General features: G+C 63.8%; 13 protein-coding genes. 8 read left to right on the top strand and 5 right to left on the bottom strand.

All coding sequences use genetic code 11. The features are described 5' to 3' along the window. The first annotated feature begins 38 nt into the window (after positions 1-38). The 3 genes from NLY42_RS14295 to NLY42_RS14285 all read left to right on the top strand — a co-directional run bounded on the left by NLY42_RS14295 (position 39) and on the right by NLY42_RS14285 (position 2,314). Positions 39-347 (top strand): putative quinol monooxygenase, encoded by a 309-nt coding sequence (locus tag NLY42_RS14295; RefSeq protein ID WP_023691624.1) that lies wholly within the window; start codon positions 39-41, stop codon positions 345-347. An 80-nt stretch (positions 348-427) separates the two neighbouring features. Beyond that, positions 428-1,516: an AbrB family transcriptional regulator gene (locus NLY42_RS14290; protein WP_023754959.1), complete on the top strand. Its 1,089-nt coding sequence runs from the start codon at positions 428-430 to the stop codon at positions 1,514-1,516. A 45-nt stretch (positions 1,517-1,561) separates the two neighbouring features. Next, positions 1,562-2,314, top strand: coding sequence for an SDR family NAD(P)-dependent oxidoreductase (locus NLY42_RS14285; protein ID WP_023669968.1), 753 nt, complete (start codon positions 1,562-1,564; stop codon positions 2,312-2,314). 56 nt (positions 2,315-2,370) lie between these two features. Here NLY42_RS14285 and NLY42_RS14280 read toward each other — a convergent pair whose 3' ends face one another. Beyond that, on the bottom strand, positions 2,371-3,267 hold the full coding sequence (locus tag NLY42_RS14280; protein WP_023754960.1) for a LysR family transcriptional regulator: 897 nt from the start codon (positions 3,265-3,267) through the stop codon (positions 2,371-2,373). Positions 3,268-3,413: 146 nt separating this feature from the next. On the opposite strand from NLY42_RS14280, the gene NLY42_RS14275 reads away from it, so the two are divergent. Then, entirely contained in the window at positions 3,414-4,949 is a 1,536-nt protein-coding gene (locus NLY42_RS14275; RefSeq protein WP_023724998.1) for an MFS transporter, read from the top strand. 10 nt (positions 4,950-4,959) lie between these two features. On the opposite strand, the gene NLY42_RS14270 is transcribed toward NLY42_RS14275, so the two are convergent. The 3 genes from NLY42_RS14270 to NLY42_RS14260 are packed head-to-tail and all read right to left on the bottom strand — an operon-like array spanning position 4,960 to position 7,222. Further along, entirely contained in the window at positions 4,960-5,274 is a 315-nt protein-coding gene (locus tag NLY42_RS14270) for a nuclear transport factor 2 family protein (protein ID WP_031192978.1), read from the bottom strand. Further along, entirely contained in the window at positions 5,274-6,050 is a 777-nt protein-coding gene (locus NLY42_RS14265) for an esterase family protein (RefSeq protein WP_023724999.1), read from the bottom strand. The genes NLY42_RS14270 and NLY42_RS14265 overlap by 1 nt, the downstream gene beginning before the upstream one ends. Before the next feature lie 5 nt (positions 6,051-6,055). Beyond that, positions 6,056-7,222, bottom strand: coding sequence for an ATP-grasp domain-containing protein (locus tag NLY42_RS14260; RefSeq protein ID WP_023754961.1), 1,167 nt, complete (start codon positions 7,220-7,222; stop codon positions 6,056-6,058). Positions 7,223-7,704: 482 nt separating this feature from the next. Here NLY42_RS14260 and leuA point away from each other — a divergent pair, with 482 nt between their 5' ends. The 4 genes from leuA (at position 7,705) to NLY42_RS14240 (ending at position 12,953) form a co-directional block, all read left to right on the top strand. Then, a complete protein-coding gene (gene leuA / locus NLY42_RS14255) occupies positions 7,705-9,381 on the top strand; it encodes a 2-isopropylmalate synthase (RefSeq protein WP_023744262.1) in 1,677 nt (558 codons plus the stop codon). A 193-nt stretch (positions 9,382-9,574) separates the two neighbouring features. Then, a complete protein-coding gene (locus tag NLY42_RS14250) occupies positions 9,575-11,344 on the top strand; it encodes a tetratricopeptide repeat protein (RefSeq protein ID WP_023754962.1) in 1,770 nt (589 codons plus the stop codon). 103 nt (positions 11,345-11,447) lie between these two features. Beyond that, positions 11,448-12,251, top strand: coding sequence for an alpha/beta fold hydrolase (locus NLY42_RS14245; protein WP_023695841.1), 804 nt, complete (start codon positions 11,448-11,450; stop codon positions 12,249-12,251). 84 nt (positions 12,252-12,335) lie between these two features. Next, positions 12,336-12,953 carry a hypothetical protein gene (locus NLY42_RS14240; RefSeq protein WP_023754963.1) on the top strand — a complete coding sequence of 206 codons (618 nt, stop codon included), beginning with the start codon at positions 12,336-12,338 and terminating at the stop codon, positions 12,951-12,953. On the opposite strand, the gene NLY42_RS14235 is transcribed toward NLY42_RS14240, so the two are convergent. Next, positions 12,954-13,880: a metallophosphoesterase family protein gene (locus NLY42_RS14235; RefSeq protein ID WP_023695843.1), complete on the bottom strand. Its 927-nt coding sequence runs from the start codon at positions 13,878-13,880 to the stop codon at positions 12,954-12,956. It lies immediately after the preceding gene. Positions 13,881-13,907: the final 27 nt, after the last annotated feature.

Here is a 13,907-nt window from a genome sequence, read left to right as displayed (position 1 = left end):
GCGCACGTTTGCTGAGGTTGGAAGAAAGGGGAGAGGCAATGTACGGATTGATCGGAAAGATGCGGGCGGCGCGCGGCCAGCGCGACGCGATCATGGATGTGCTGCTCGCCTCGACCGGCGCCATGCCGGGTTGCCTGAGTTATGTCATCGCCCGCGACCCGGCCGATGCCGACGCGATCTGGGTGACCGAAGTGTGGACCGACGCCGCAAGCCACAAGGCTTCGCTGCAGCTGCCGGAGGTCCAGGCAGCGATCGCCAAGGCCCGGCCGATCATCGCCGGCTTCGAATTCCAGGTCGAGACCCATCCGGCCGGCGGTTTCGGCCTGCCCGCCATCAAGAACGAGTGACATCCCAACGCGGGGTCGGGGTCGTGAATTTCGTCCGAGACAGCGTTCGCATTTTTCTCTTCCAGGTCTAAGACCCAAACATGGACTCTTCGCCAGACCAACCGGCCGTCGAACGCATGGCGCGCATGCGTCCGGTTCGGCAGTGGGTGGTGCTGCTGATCGTCTCGCTGCTGTTCGCCGGCGCGCTGGAATACGCCGCACTGCCGGCGGCGCTGCTGATCGGCCCGATGCTGGCGGCGATCCTTGCCGGCACCAATGGCGCCACGGTGCGCGTGCCGCGGCCGCTGTCCGCCGCCGCCCAGGCCTTGGTCGGCTGTCTGGTCGCGGCGTCGATCTCCACCGACATTTTTTCGGTGTTCTACAAGGAATGGCCGCTGGTCCTTGTCGTGGTGCTGGCGACCCTTGCGGCGTCCAGCCTGCTTGGCTGGTTGATCAGCCGCTGGCGCATCCTGCCCGGCACCACCGCGGTCTGGGGCTCGTCGCCGGGTGCTGCCACTGCCATGGTGCTGATGGCCGGTGCCTTCGGCGCCGATCAGCGCCTCGTCGCCTTCATGCAGTATCTGCGCGTCATCTTCGTCTCGATGACGGCGGCGCTCGTCGCCAAGATGTGGGTCGACACGTCGGGCATCGAGGTACCAGCCATCGTCTGGTTCCCGCTGATCGAACCGGCAGCCTTTGCCGCCACGCTCGGCGTGGCGCTGGTCGGCGGCCTGCTTGGCCGGTTGTGCCGGCTGCCGTCACCCTTCTTCCTCGGCACTTTCATCTTTGGCACCATAGTCCATCTCGGCTTCGGCGCGGCGATGCAATTGCCGCCATGGCTGCTGGCGCTCTCCTATGCGATGGTCGGCTGGTCGATAGGGCTGAACTTTACCCGGGCGATCCTGCGCCATGCGACACGGGCGCTGCCGCAGATCGTCGGCTCTATCGTCGTGCTGATCGCCTTTTGCGGCGGGCTTGCCTGGCTGATCAGCCACGTCCTCGGCATCGATCCGCTGACCGCCTACCTCGCGACCAGCCCCGGCGGCATGGACAGCGTCGCCATCATTGCCGCCGCCGCGCAGAACGTCGACATATCCTTCGTCATGGCCTTGCAGTCGACCCGCTTCCTGGTCGTGCTCATCGCCGGGCCGAGCATAGCGCGGCTGGTGGCGAGAGCCGTCAGGGACTGAGATTCAAATATCCAGGGAAGAGGAAAAGTGCCCATGAAACGTCGTGTGAATGCCGTCGATCTCTCAGGCCGGGTCGCCGTGGTGACCGGCGGCGCGCAAGGCATCGGCCTTGCTGTCGCCCGGCGACTGCTGTCATCGGGCGCCAGCGTCGCCATCTGGGATGTGGACGAGACCGCCATGGCGAAGGCCGTTTCCGAACTCGCCCCGCTCGGCCGGGTCGAGGGTTTGCTGTGCGATCAATCGCTGATGGAGGCCGTCGACAGCGCCGCGACCGAAACCGAGCGCTCGCTTGGTCCGGTCGATCTGCTGGTAAACAATGCCGGCATCGCCGGACCGGCAGCGACGGTGGCGGATTATGATCCTGCCGCCTGGCGTCAGATAATCGACATCGACCTCAACGGCGTCTTCTACTGCTGCAAGCGCCTGGTGCCCGGCATGATCGCGCGCAGCTACGGCCGCATCGTCAACATCGCCTCGGTCGCAGGCAAGGAAGGCAATCCGAATGCCGCCGCCTATTCCGCCGCCAAGGCCGGCGTGCTCGCGCTGACAAAATCGCTCGGTAAGGAACTGGCCGGCCACGACATCGCCGTCAACGCGCTGACCCCATCGCCCGCCCGCACCCGCATCCTCGAACAGCTCACTGAGGCCCAGGTCGCCTACATGCTGGGCAAGGTGCCGCGAGGCCGGTTCGTCGAAGTCGAAGAGGCGGCTGCGATGATCGCCTTCATGCTATCGGACGAAAATTCCTTCACCACCGGCGCGACCTTCGACCTGTCCGGCGGCCGCGCCACCTACTGAGAAGCAGAGCTATTCCTCGCTGTCTTCGTTATCGCCGTCGGCCGCGAAGGACTAATTCAAGAGCCGCCCAGCGTCGCGGCAAGCCGGTCGGGAAGAAAGTCGACGAAGGCGCGAGCCTTCGGCGACAAATGGCGATTGGACGGCCAAAGCAACCGGAACTGGCCGCGGCCGTCGACATGGTCGTCCAGCACCGTGCGCAGCAGGCCGTCACGCAGCGCCTCGCGGACCAAGAAATCGGGCATCGAGCTGATGCCGAGCCCGGCCATCGTGGCGCCCTTCAGCGCCTCCGTGTTGTTGCAGGTCAGCATCGAGCGGACCTGCGGCTCGGCGCTGCCGCCGATGAACGGCCAGCCTTGCAGCTTGCCGCTGTTGGGAAAGCGGAAGCGGATGCCGTAATGGTTCACGAGATCGTCCGGGCGGCTCGGGTTGCCGTGCTGCTCGATATAGGAGGGTGCCGCACACAACAGCAGCCGGAAGGGTGCAAGCGGCCGCGCCACCAGGCGCGAATCCGGCAGGTCGCCGCTGCGGATCGCGATGTCGACGCCTTCGTCGATGAGGTCGACGATGCGGTCGTTAAAGTCGATGTCGAGTTCGATTTCGGGATAGCGCGCCATGAACTCGGACAGCACCGGGAACAGCAAATGATAGGTCACGATCGGCGTCGAAACGCGCAGCCGCCCATGCGGTGTTTCGCGGCTCCGCGACAGCATCGCCTCGGCATCGTCGATGTCGTCGAGGATGCGCCGCACCCGCTCGTTGAACAGCTTGCCCTCTTCGGTCAGGCCGATGCGGCGCGTGCTGCGCTGAAGCAACCTTACGCCGAGATCCTGCTCGAGCCTGGCGATGCTCTTGCCGACGGCCGATGCCGAGATGCCGAGCGTGCGGCCCGCAGCGATGAAGCTGCCGAACTCAGCCGTGCGGGCAAAGGCCAGGAGCCCATTGAGGCGTTCCATCGCATCTCTCCATTCGAGCGTTTCAGTCCGGTATATCTGGAGATCTAACACTATTTTTCTCGAAGTGTCGCGAGCCTATCTTCCCGTTACGACCGGCGCAGCAAGCTTGCGGCAGGCCGGCGGATCCTGGTTCAGATAGGAAATCCATGACCTCGAAGACCACAAACGGCGCGGTCGCGCCATGGCTTGTCCTGTTGTCGGTATGCCTTGCCGCCATGACAATGCCCTTGACCTTCACCGGCCCGGCCGTCGCGCTTTCCCGCATTGCGGCCGACCTCGGCGGCAGCCCGATCGCGCTCAACTGGGTGACCAACGCCTTCATGCTGACCTTCGCCGCCACCTTGATGGCATCAGGCGCGCTGGCCGACAATCATGGCCGCAAGCGGCTCTTCCTTGTTGGCCTCGCCACCTATGTGCTGGCATCGCTGGGATCGATGTTTGCCCCTGATATCGTCTGGTTCGATGTGCTCAGGGCTGCGCAAGGGCTCGGCAGTGCCGCCGCCTTTGCCGGCGGCGCCTCCGCTCTTGCCCAGGAATTCGATGGGCCATTGCGGCTGCGCGCCTTCTCCTTCCTCGGCACCAGTTTCGGCATCGGCCTCGCTTTTGGGCCGATCGCGTCGGGCCTGCTCATAGATGCTTTCGGCTGGCGATCGATCTTCGTCTTGGTGGCCGTGCTCGCGATTGCAGCCGCTTTGCTCGGCCTGCGCACCATCAGGGAATCGCGCGATCCGGATGCGACCGGCCTCGACTGGGCGGGAGCCGGCACCTTTACGATCGCGCTGGCATCGCTGACCTACGGCGTGCTGCAAGCGCCGCAGAGCGGCTGGACCGATCCCCTGGTGATCGCGCTTCTCGTGGCGGCCGCCCTTTGCTTTGCCGCTTTCGTCGTCGTCGAGCGGCGCGTGCGCCGGCCGATGCTTGATCTCTCGCTGTTCCGCTTTCCCCGCTTCGTCGGCGCCCAGTTCCTGGCGGCCGCTCCCGCCTATGGCTTCGTCGTCCTGCTGGTGCTGTTGCCGATCCGCTTCATCGGCATCGAGAGGATGAGCGAGATCAAGGGGGGGCAGTTGATGATCTGCCTGTCGGGACCGCTGTTGATCCTGCCACTGCTCGCCGGCCAGGTAGCGCGCTGGATCGCTCCGGCAACGATCTGCGGTGTCGGCCTGCTTGTGGCCGCCGGCGGCCTTGTCTGGCTGAGCCTGACACCGCCTGTCGTCGCAGCGCTGGTGGCGCCGCTGATCCTCATAGGCGTCGGCATCGCCTTGCCCTGGGGGCTGATGGACGGACTTGCCGTCGGCGTCGTGCCGAAAGAGCGTGCCGGCATGGCGGTCGGCATCTTCAACACCACCCGCGTCGCTTGCGAAGGCGTGGCGCTGGCGATCGTCATGGCAGTCCTGTCGGGTTTCACGGCAGCCCAACTGGCGGCTCAGGGAACGGCGTCTTCCCTGGATGCAACCGCCGCCGCGCAGCTGCTGGTGACCGGCAACATCGGCGAAGCGGCAGCCCGCTTGCCGGGTGCCGGAGCCACGGTCCTGGTCCAGGCCTATGAGATCGCGTTCGACAGGCTGCTGATCGTGCTGGCGGCAATCACCATCGTCACCGCCCTTGTCGTCTTTCTCGGCTTGCGCCGTGGATCGGCGGTGGAACACGAGACCATTGCTCTGCCGGTTTGCCAGGAAGGGTAGCTGAGCCGCGTCAGGAGATGACGAGGCTCGCTATGCGGTGGCCGTCCAGCACGAAGGTCATGTCACCCTCGCCGTTGAAGCCATTGCCTTTCACGGCAATGCGGACGCGGTAGCTGCCCTCGACCTCGGCGATGCGGACAATGCGAAGATTGGACTTCACGCCGATATTGTCCGACTGGTTCCAGCGCGCGATCTGCTGGCGGCCTTGGAAGGACCGCCCCCAGTCGGTCAGGGACGCGTCGGCTGTGAACGTGTGGAGAACGGCTTCGCTATCACCCGCATTGGTGGCCTCGATAAAGCGGCGGATAGGTTCGGGTGTGGTCATCAATCGAGCCGGTGCATCAGATCATCATCCAGCCAGCGGCCGAAGAAATAGACCAGCTGCTTGTGCCACCATGGCCAGTCATGACTGACATCGCCGCCCCAATAGTCGACCCAGGCGGGAATGGATTTGTCGCGCAGGATCTGTTCCAGCCTGCGGGTCTCGACCAGCATCCGCTCTTCCCAGGCGCCCTGCCCGCAGCAGAAGATCATCCTCAGCGACTTCAGCCGGGCAAGCAGCTTTGGGTCTACGGTGCCGGGCAGATAGTCGAGCGGTGAATTGTAGAAGATATCACCTTCCAGCGCCTTGCCGAAGAAGTCGCCCGCCGAATAGACGCCCGACAGCGCGATGACGCCGCTGGCGAGTTCGGGAAAGCGAAAGACGAAGTTCGTGGAATGATAACCGCCCATCGAACAGCCGGTGAACAGCGGCTTTAATTTGCGCCCGCCATTGGCTTGCTCAGCGGTCGCCAGAAACTCCGGCAGCGCCTCCTCGCGCACATATCGGAAATAAGCCTCGTGGCGACCGATGCGGTGGGCGGCGCCGGCATGCTTGTTGAAGAACGATTCCGAATCGACGCCGTCGACCGCGAACAGCTGGATGCGGCCGGTGTCGATGAATTCGGCCAGCGCTCCTACCCCGCCGGAATCCTCGAACTGGTAGAACCGCCCCTGCGACGTCGGGAACACCACCACCGGCCGGCCGGCATGGCCGTAGCGCTTGTATTCCATGTCGCGGCCGAGATTGCCGGAGAAATGCTTGTGATAGGAGATGTCCATCGCGTTCAAGCCTTTTCCGCGTGGATGTAGGCGACGGCCGCGCGCAGTGCTGCTTCGTCTTTCGAGCGCATCTGGTAGGCGTAATTTCCCATGGCGCGGCTGAAAACCTCTTCAATTGGCTGATGATGGACGATCTTGTCGCGATGCGCGGCTAGCACGTCCTCATGGCTGTGCAAATAGTGGAGGTGCTGCTTGCGGCTGGCATAAGCGGTGAAATACTTGCCCTCATAAGGACCACCGGTGGCATCCTTCACCACCATGTCCGCCCAGGCCGCGTAGACGTCGATGTCGAACGTGTAGTTGATCGCATCGGTCATCCAGGCGCCGGGCGGCCGCATGTTGACCTCAAGCGCGATGACGCGGTCGTCCTTGGTTTCGAACAGCTCGATGTGGAAGAAGCGCTCGCGCACGTCGAACGCCTTGAGGATTTTGCGGCCGGCCTCTTCGATCGCCCGTCGGACCTTGGGAAAGCAGGTGTAGCTCATGTGGCGATCCTTGTTGACCACTTCCATGATGCTCTGGTCGTAGCGGTGGCTGGCCGCCAGCACCACCTCGCCGTCACGGTTGACCAGCCCATCGAAGGTCACCACCAGCCCCTCGATGAACTGCTCCATGACGAAGGTCACGTCCTCGGGCTTGTCTCTGAAAAACTGGTCAAGCTCCCTGGCGTTGGAAATCTTGAAGGTGTTCGAGGCGCCGGACCCGGAATCGGGCTTCACCACCACGGGATAGCCGACGCGGCGGATGAAGGTCATGGCGCCGGCCCGGTCGGAGCATTTGCGCTGGGCGATGGTGTCGACGCCGCTCTTGCGGAAGAATGCACGCATGCGGCTCTTGCGCTTCAAATTCTTCACGAAATCGAGCTTGGTGCCGTAGATGTTGAAGTCGGTGCGGATATTGGCCTCCAGCTCCAGCCAATGCTCGTTGAGGGACTCGAAGCGCTCGATCCGGCCCCATTTGTGGATGAAATGACCCATCGCCCGGAACACCGGATCGTAGTCCTCCATGTCGGCGATGCGGTAATATTCCGACAGGGCCGCCTTCAGCTTGCCGTCCAGCGCCTCATAAGGCGCATCGCCAATGCCCAGCACCGTAGCGCCGGCCTTTTTCAGCCGGTCGCAGAAATCGGCGCCGTTGGCGGGAAAATGCGGCGAGAAGAAAACAAAATTCACGGATGACCCCTCCGACGGCGAAGCATTGCGGCCCCGGCTACACGCAAGTCTGGCGCATTTGCCGCGCATGGGGAAGAGTGCTCGCGAGTGGTGGAATGGCAGCCCACTTGCCTGTCCATGGCGGCTCCTGTATGAACCCCGCCATGAACACGCGCGTCTCCTCCGTCGCTTCCCGTCCGACCGGCTTTGCCGGCGAGACCGTGCGCGCGCTGGCATCGACCCTGCTTCTTCTCGGCCTTATCGGCGATCGCCGGGTTCGCTGAAGGAGCGCCCGGCGGTCGAACCGCCGCTTACGCGCACGCTCCTTGGCCAGTTCAGAAATTGGCAATTCACATCAAGCGAACGAAAATCTGATAAGGCGCTGCTCGCCCTGGAATCCGTCCGAAGACCGATCCGCGAGCCGCCGGGAGAACAAGACGATGAACGCACGAGAAGACATCCGCGCCGGCGAAGCCGAAAGCGTAAAACGCGCGGCCGGCCACATGCCGGGCGCGGCCCGAAAATACCAGCCCTACCCGACGGTCGGTCTCACCGACCGCACCTGGCCCAACAAGGTCATCGACAAGGCACCGATCTGGTGTTCGGTCGATTTGCGCGACGGCAACCAGGCGCTGATCGATCCGATGGGTCATGAGCGCAAGGCGCGCATGTTCGCCCTGTTGCTCGACATGGGCTTCAAGGAGATCGAGATCGGTTTCCCCTCGGCCTCGCAGACCGATTTCGATTTCGCCCGCTGGTGCATCGAGGAAGGCAATGTGCCGGCTGATGTTTCGCTACAGGTGCTGGTGCAGTGCCGTCCCGAACTCATCACCCGCACCTTCGAATCTCTGAAGGGCGCCACCAACCCGATCGTGCATTTCTACAATTCGACCAGCGAGTTGCAGCGTCGCGTCGTCTTCGAGAAGGATGTCGGCGGTATCAAGCGCATCGCCACCGACGCGGCCAAGATGATCACCGACATGGCGGCCAAGGCCGGCGGCGGTTATCGCTTCGAATATTCGCCGGAGAGCTTTACCGGCACCGAACTCGACGTGGCGCTGGAGATCTGCAACGCCGTCACCGAGATCGTCAGGCCGACGCCCGACAACAAGCTGATCATCAACCTGCCCTCGACGGTCGAGATGTCGACGCCCAACATCTACGCCGACCGTATCGAGTGGATGTGCCGTAACCTCGACAACCGTGAAAACTTGTTGATCTCGCTGCATCCCCACAATGACCGCGGCACCGGCATCGCCACCACCGAGCTCGGCCTGATGGCGGGTGCGGACCGCGTCGAAGGCACGCTGTTCGGCAATGGCGAGCGCACCGGCAATGTCGACATCGTGACGCTGGCGCTCAACATGTACACGCAAGGCGTCGATCCCCACCTGGATTGCTCGGACATCAACCGGATGAAGGACGTCTACGAATATTCCAACCAGCTGAAGATATCCGAACGCCATCCTTATGTCGGTGAACTGGTCTACACCGCCTTTTCCGGCTCGCACCAGGACGCCATCAACAAGGGCATGAAGGCCTTGAAGAAGGCCAACACGCCGGTCTGGGAAGTGCCCTATCTGCCGATCGATCCGGCCGATGTCGGGCGCAGCTACGAGGCGATCATCCGCATCAACTCACAGTCAGGCAAAGGCGGCATCGCCTATGTACTGCAGGCCGATTACGGCCTCAATCTGCCGCGCAACCTGCAGATCGAGTTCAGCCAGGAGATCCAGGCGATCACCGACGCCGAAGGCAAGGAAGTGCCGGCAAAACGCATCCATGACCGCTTTATCGAAACTTATGTCGACCAGCCCGGCGCACGACTGAAGTTCCTCGACCATCACACCTATCCCGATACCGAGAAAAAGGGCCGGCGCGTGGTCGAGGCGGTGATCCTCGACAACGGCAAGGAGACGACCATCGCCGGCTCCGGCACCGGCCCGATCGACGGCTTCGTCGATGCGCTGTCGCGTCATGTTGGCGTCGACATGTCGGTGCTTGATTATTCCGAACATTCGCTCCAGCGCGGCTCGAACGCCTCGGCGATTTCCTATGTCGAGATGGAATATCCCGGCGGCAAGCTGTTCGGCGCCGGCATCAACACCAACATCGTCGCCGCCTCGCTGGAAGCCGTTGTTTCGGCCGCCAACCGGATAATCGGCCGCAAGGCCGGCTGATATTTTCCCGGGCGCCGAATGTCCGCGGCGCCCGGAAATCCCCCATTTGCCGAGGGAAATTCCGGTCTTTTGTGTCAACCACCGGCAACTATCCGGTGTGTTACGCGATCGCATAACATAAGCATGCTTGTATGGAAGTGCAGGCTCTATATGATTGCGCCTCAACCTGTGCCGACTTCGAGAGGATCGACACTTGCAGCATGCCACGCCTGCCGCCCCCGCAGTGCGCGAGACACTGGAGCGACTGCTCGCCAGCGAAACGTTCGGACGTTCCGAGCGCGCGCGCAAGTTGCTGCGCTATCTTGTTGAGCGCGAGCAGGCCGGCGAAGCCGACAGGCTCAAGGGTTTCTCCATCGCCATGGACGTCTTCGGCAAGGACGGCGATTTCGATTCGTCGACCGACGCCGTTGTCCGGGTGCAGGCAGGCCGGCTGCGCGAACTTCTCCAGCATTATTTCGCCAATGAAGGCATAGCCGAACCGGTTCGCATTGCCATTCCGCGCGGCGGCTACGTGCCGTCCTATGAGCTCAACGCCATACGCCTGCCGGTTGGGCAGGAGCCGCTTGCGGCGGCGGTAGCCGCCTTGCCCGGATCGCCCGACCAGGCGGCTCTTGACGCCGTTCCCGCTGCCGCGACAGCTTCGGGGGTTACAGAACCTGGGCCTTCGCTGGCGCGCCATCTCCAGTTCTTCTGGGTCGCCATGACGCTGGTCATTCTCATGCTGGGCGTGCTCATCCTGCGCCAGGGCAGCGGCGCATTGCTTGCCAGCAGCGATCCTACCGCGGTGGTCGAGACCGCAGGCGTAACGAGCAGCATCGCATCGCCGTCGATGGAGGCCCTGCCCCTCGTCTACATCGCGGTGAAGGCCACCGGCCCCGAGGCCGGCCGCGTCGCCGCTTCGCTGCGCGCCGGCCTTGCCGGTTTCGACACGATCGACTTCATCGGCCGCGACGCCGACAGCAAGCGCGATCCGAGCACCGACCCGACCAGCTTCGTTTTCGATGTCCTGCCGGGACCAATGGCAGGTGACGTGACGCTCGAACTGCAGAGCGTGGCGACCGGCCGCGTGCTTTTGTCCCGCAGTCTGACGGCCGCCGACAGCGCACCTGGCACCGTCGAGGATCGTATCGCCGCCATCCTCAGCTCGACCATTCCCGCCTCCGGCCCGCTCTACAGCTACATCGAACAGAACGGCATTCAGACCGGGCTGACGAGCTGCCTGATCCTCAACGACAGATACTATCTCGACCAGAGCACCAGGACGCACGAGGCCGCCTATCGCTGCCTGGACAACCTCGTCGGCCAGGGTGCGAAATCGTCGTTGGTCTATTCGGAACTGGCCTCCCTGACCCTTGAGGCCGCCACCGATCATTACGCCTATCCGCCTGGCGCGACGGTCGAACAGGCAATATCTTTCGCCCATCGCGCCATCCAGATGGGACCGACCAGCCCCTATGCGCACCGCGCCTATGGCTACCTCAATTCGCGCCTCGGCAACACCGAGGAATCGATCCGCTGGATGCGCAAGGCCTATGAGCTCAACCCCTACGACCTCGGCATGGCTGCCGCTTACGGCTATGGCCTGATCTTTGCCGGCAAATATGCCGAGGGAACACCCATCCTGACCCATGCCGTCGAGACGTTCAGCGGCCATCCGACATGGTGGGATTTTGGGCTTTTCGCCGGGCAATTCATGCTGGGCGACATGAACAAGGCCGCGATAGCCAGCGAGTCGCTGCGCACGACGGCGATGAAATCGCATTATCTGGCGGCGCGGCTGATCGGCGCCAAGGCTGCCGGCCGCGAACAGCTGGCAGCCAAGCTTCTGGATGAGCTGACCACCAAATTCCCGAAATTCGCCGCCGATCCGCGCGCGGCCTTCGCCGAGCGCAAATATCCCGCCGATCTGACCGACCGGCTGGTTGAGGCGCTGCGCGCCGCGGGCCTCGGCAACGCGAGCTAGTCTTTCCGGATCGCGAAAACTTTACTGGCCATCGGTCTGGACTGGGAGCAATCCAGCCTCGATTCGAATTTCCTCTCCAGTCTTGCAATAATCGCACATTTTCATGGTCTCATCCCTCTATGTTGCCGAGCGGGGCGCCGGGCCGAAGACGGTCGTCCTGCTGCATGGCTTCGGTGGTTGCCATGATATCTGGCGCGAGGTGACCGCGTCGCTAGGGCCCGATGTCAGGACCTTGGCCTACGATCTTCCGGGACACGGACTGTCTCTCGTATTTCCTGGCAGCGGCCCGGCCAGAACAGCGGCGCGAGCGGTTCTCGCCGATATCGCCGCACGCGGGATAGCAAGGGTGCATGTCGCCGGTCATTCGATGGGCGGCGCGGTCGCCTCCCTGATGGCGCTTGCCGAGCCTGAAAGGATAGGCTCGCTGACGCTTCTGGCGCCGGGCGGTGTTGGCCCCGAGATCAACGGACCGCTGTTGCGCCGCTACGCCGCGGCCGCCGACAGACGGGAAATCCGCGCCTGCCTTGCCGCCATGTCGGGACCGCGAAGCCCGCCGCCCGAACGCATCGTTGGCGTCCTGGCGGACGTACGCCGTCGCCCCGGCCAGTTGCGCAAGCTGATTGAGATATCGGCCGTCATGACCAGGAACGAGCGGCAGGGGGTCATACCCCGCGAACAGCTGGACACGCTCGACATGCCGGTGATGGTGGTTTGGGGAACGGACGATCCGGTGCTGCCCTTTACCCAGGCTGATTGTCTGCCGGCGCATTTTCATATTCATCACGTGCTCGATGCCGGCCATATGCTGGTCGAGGAAGTGCCTGATGTGGTCGCCCAGGCCGTGCGCCGAAACATGGCACGCCGCGGCAGGCGCCTGCGTCCGACATTCGAGGCCGCGGCGAGCTAACTTACTTGCGCCCCGCACCTCGCCAGTGCATTTTGCCGCCGCCTGTGTTAACTCGCAATTAACCATATCAGCGAGGCGACGCCGATGAAGGACACTGGCGAAAACATCACCCCCATCGACACCTCCCGCAAACTGTCCGACGCCGTTCGCGATGTGAAAAATGCCTTCGCCGATCGCGACGATGTCGTGGTCGACATGCGCGAGGCGCACCGGATGCGGCTTGATCTGCTCGCCGCTGAGCTCGTCCCGGTCTTTGCCGACGTGCCCGCCGACATGGACAATTTCGACTTCGTCATCTCCTCCGGCCTGCAGCCCCGCCTGTGGATCGACGCCGTCAGCCATGTCGCCATGGGGCGCGACCGCCGCACCTACCGCTTTCTCAGGGATACCCGCATCGGCCGCGTCGTGCTCGCCGAATCGACCGATATGAAACCGGTCGCCGATCAGGTCACGCGCTATGTGGCGGAGCGCATCGTCGAGCGCCAGCGCATGATGGAGGGCGGTGTCGAGCCGGCCGTCGCCGACCTGAAACGCGCCGCCGTGCCGGAAGCTGAGCCGCCCTTGCAGGCAGCCGTGCCCCGCAAGGGCTGGTCGACGTTCCTTTCCGGTCTCGGCTTGGTCGCCGCCGGCGCGCTTGTTGGCCTGGCGGTGGCGGCCGCGCTGTTTTGGGATCGCCTGATGGCGATGAAGATCAGCTTCTGATCAACGATCTGAAGGCCTCGGTGTCTGCGCGCCGAGTTCAATGACCTGCAGGTCCGATGGCGGCAAGGCCGGCCCGGTCAGGCCGCGCCGCGTCAGGCGAATCAGCCAATTGCCCTTCTCCCCGTCAATATCGAGCAGATTGTACTGTGCCGCCGGGTTCTTGCTGCCTGGCGACTGCCCGGCGGCGGCGACGCCGACGACCGGAATCCTGGCGCCGCGCCCGCCGATGAAGAACAGCGACGGCAGATGCGAATGGCCGTGCAGCACGAGTTCGGCGCCATGCCTATGAACGGTCTTGTGGAAGCGGGAGATGCCGAACAGGCGCTTTTGCTGGGCGACGGCGCCGCGCACCGGCGGATGATGGATCATGATCACCCGCAACAGGCCGCGTTTGTTCGTTGCGTCGAGCACTGTCGCCAGCCTTTGCGCCTGACCTTCGAGGAAGAAGCCGTTGGCCATGAACGGCGCCGTGGCGCGCGCCGTCGAAACGCCGATCAGCGCGACATTGCCGCGTACGCGCAGATAGGGAAAAGCGTTGCGGTCGATCGGCGCAGTCACGCCGTCGCCGCTCATCCACGCCGCCCAGGAGCGGCAGACCTTGTCGAAGGCGCCCGGCACATAGGCGTCGTGGTTGCCCGGCACCACCGAGACATCCTCCGGCGAACCCAGCGTCTCAAGCCAGTGCTTGGCCATCTCGATCTCGCCGTCGAGCGCCAGATTGACCAGATCGCCGGTAACGGTGAGGTGGTCGGGTGTGCTCGCCTTCATGTCGGCGACGATGGTGTCGATGACGGCATCGTGCATATGGCGGCGGCGGTTGCGCTGCCAGTTGACGTAGCCGACGACGCGCTTGGACGCGAGTTCGCGATAGGTTACACCGGGAAGCGGCCCCAGATGGACATCGGAAATATGCGCGAGCCTGAACATCCTTCCTTCATAGGCGACGCGCTCCCC

The sequence above is a fragment of the Mesorhizobium sp. C372A genome (genome assembly GCF_030323245.1).
GTDB lineage: Bacteria > Pseudomonadota > Alphaproteobacteria > Rhizobiales > Rhizobiaceae > Mesorhizobium.
This window is presented reverse-complemented; position numbering and strand designations above follow the sequence as displayed.

Bases quoted from the DNA above. Each gene is read 5' to 3' on its own strand.
- NLY42_RS14295 (WP_023691624.1), top strand. From the start codon at position 39: ATGTACGGATTGATCGGAAAGATGCGGGCGGCGCGCGGCCAGCGCGAC.
- NLY42_RS14290 (WP_023754959.1), top strand. From the start codon at position 428: ATGGACTCTTCGCCAGACCAACCGGCCGTCGAACGCATGGCGCGCATG.
- NLY42_RS14280 (WP_023754960.1), bottom strand. From the start codon at position 3,267: ATGGAACGCCTCAATGGGCTCCTGGCCTTTGCCCGCACGGCTGAGTTC.
- NLY42_RS14275 (WP_023724998.1), top strand. From the start codon at position 3,414: ATGACCTCGAAGACCACAAACGGCGCGGTCGCGCCATGGCTTGTCCTG.
- NLY42_RS14270 (WP_031192978.1), bottom strand. From the start codon at position 5,274: ATGACCACACCCGAACCTATCCGCCGCTTTATCGAGGCCACCAATGCG.
- NLY42_RS14265 (WP_023724999.1), bottom strand. From the start codon at position 6,050: ATGGACATCTCCTATCACAAGCATTTCTCCGGCAATCTCGGCCGCGAC.
- leuA (WP_023744262.1), top strand. From the start codon at position 7,705: ATGCCGGGCGCGGCCCGAAAATACCAGCCCTACCCGACGGTCGGTCTC.
- NLY42_RS14245 (WP_023695841.1), top strand. From the start codon at position 11,448: ATGGTCTCATCCCTCTATGTTGCCGAGCGGGGCGCCGGGCCGAAGACG.
- NLY42_RS14240 (WP_023754963.1), top strand. From the start codon at position 12,336: ATGAAGGACACTGGCGAAAACATCACCCCCATCGACACCTCCCGCAAA.
- NLY42_RS14235 (WP_023695843.1), bottom strand. From the start codon at position 13,880: ATGTTCAGGCTCGCGCATATTTCCGATGTCCATCTGGGGCCGCTTCCC.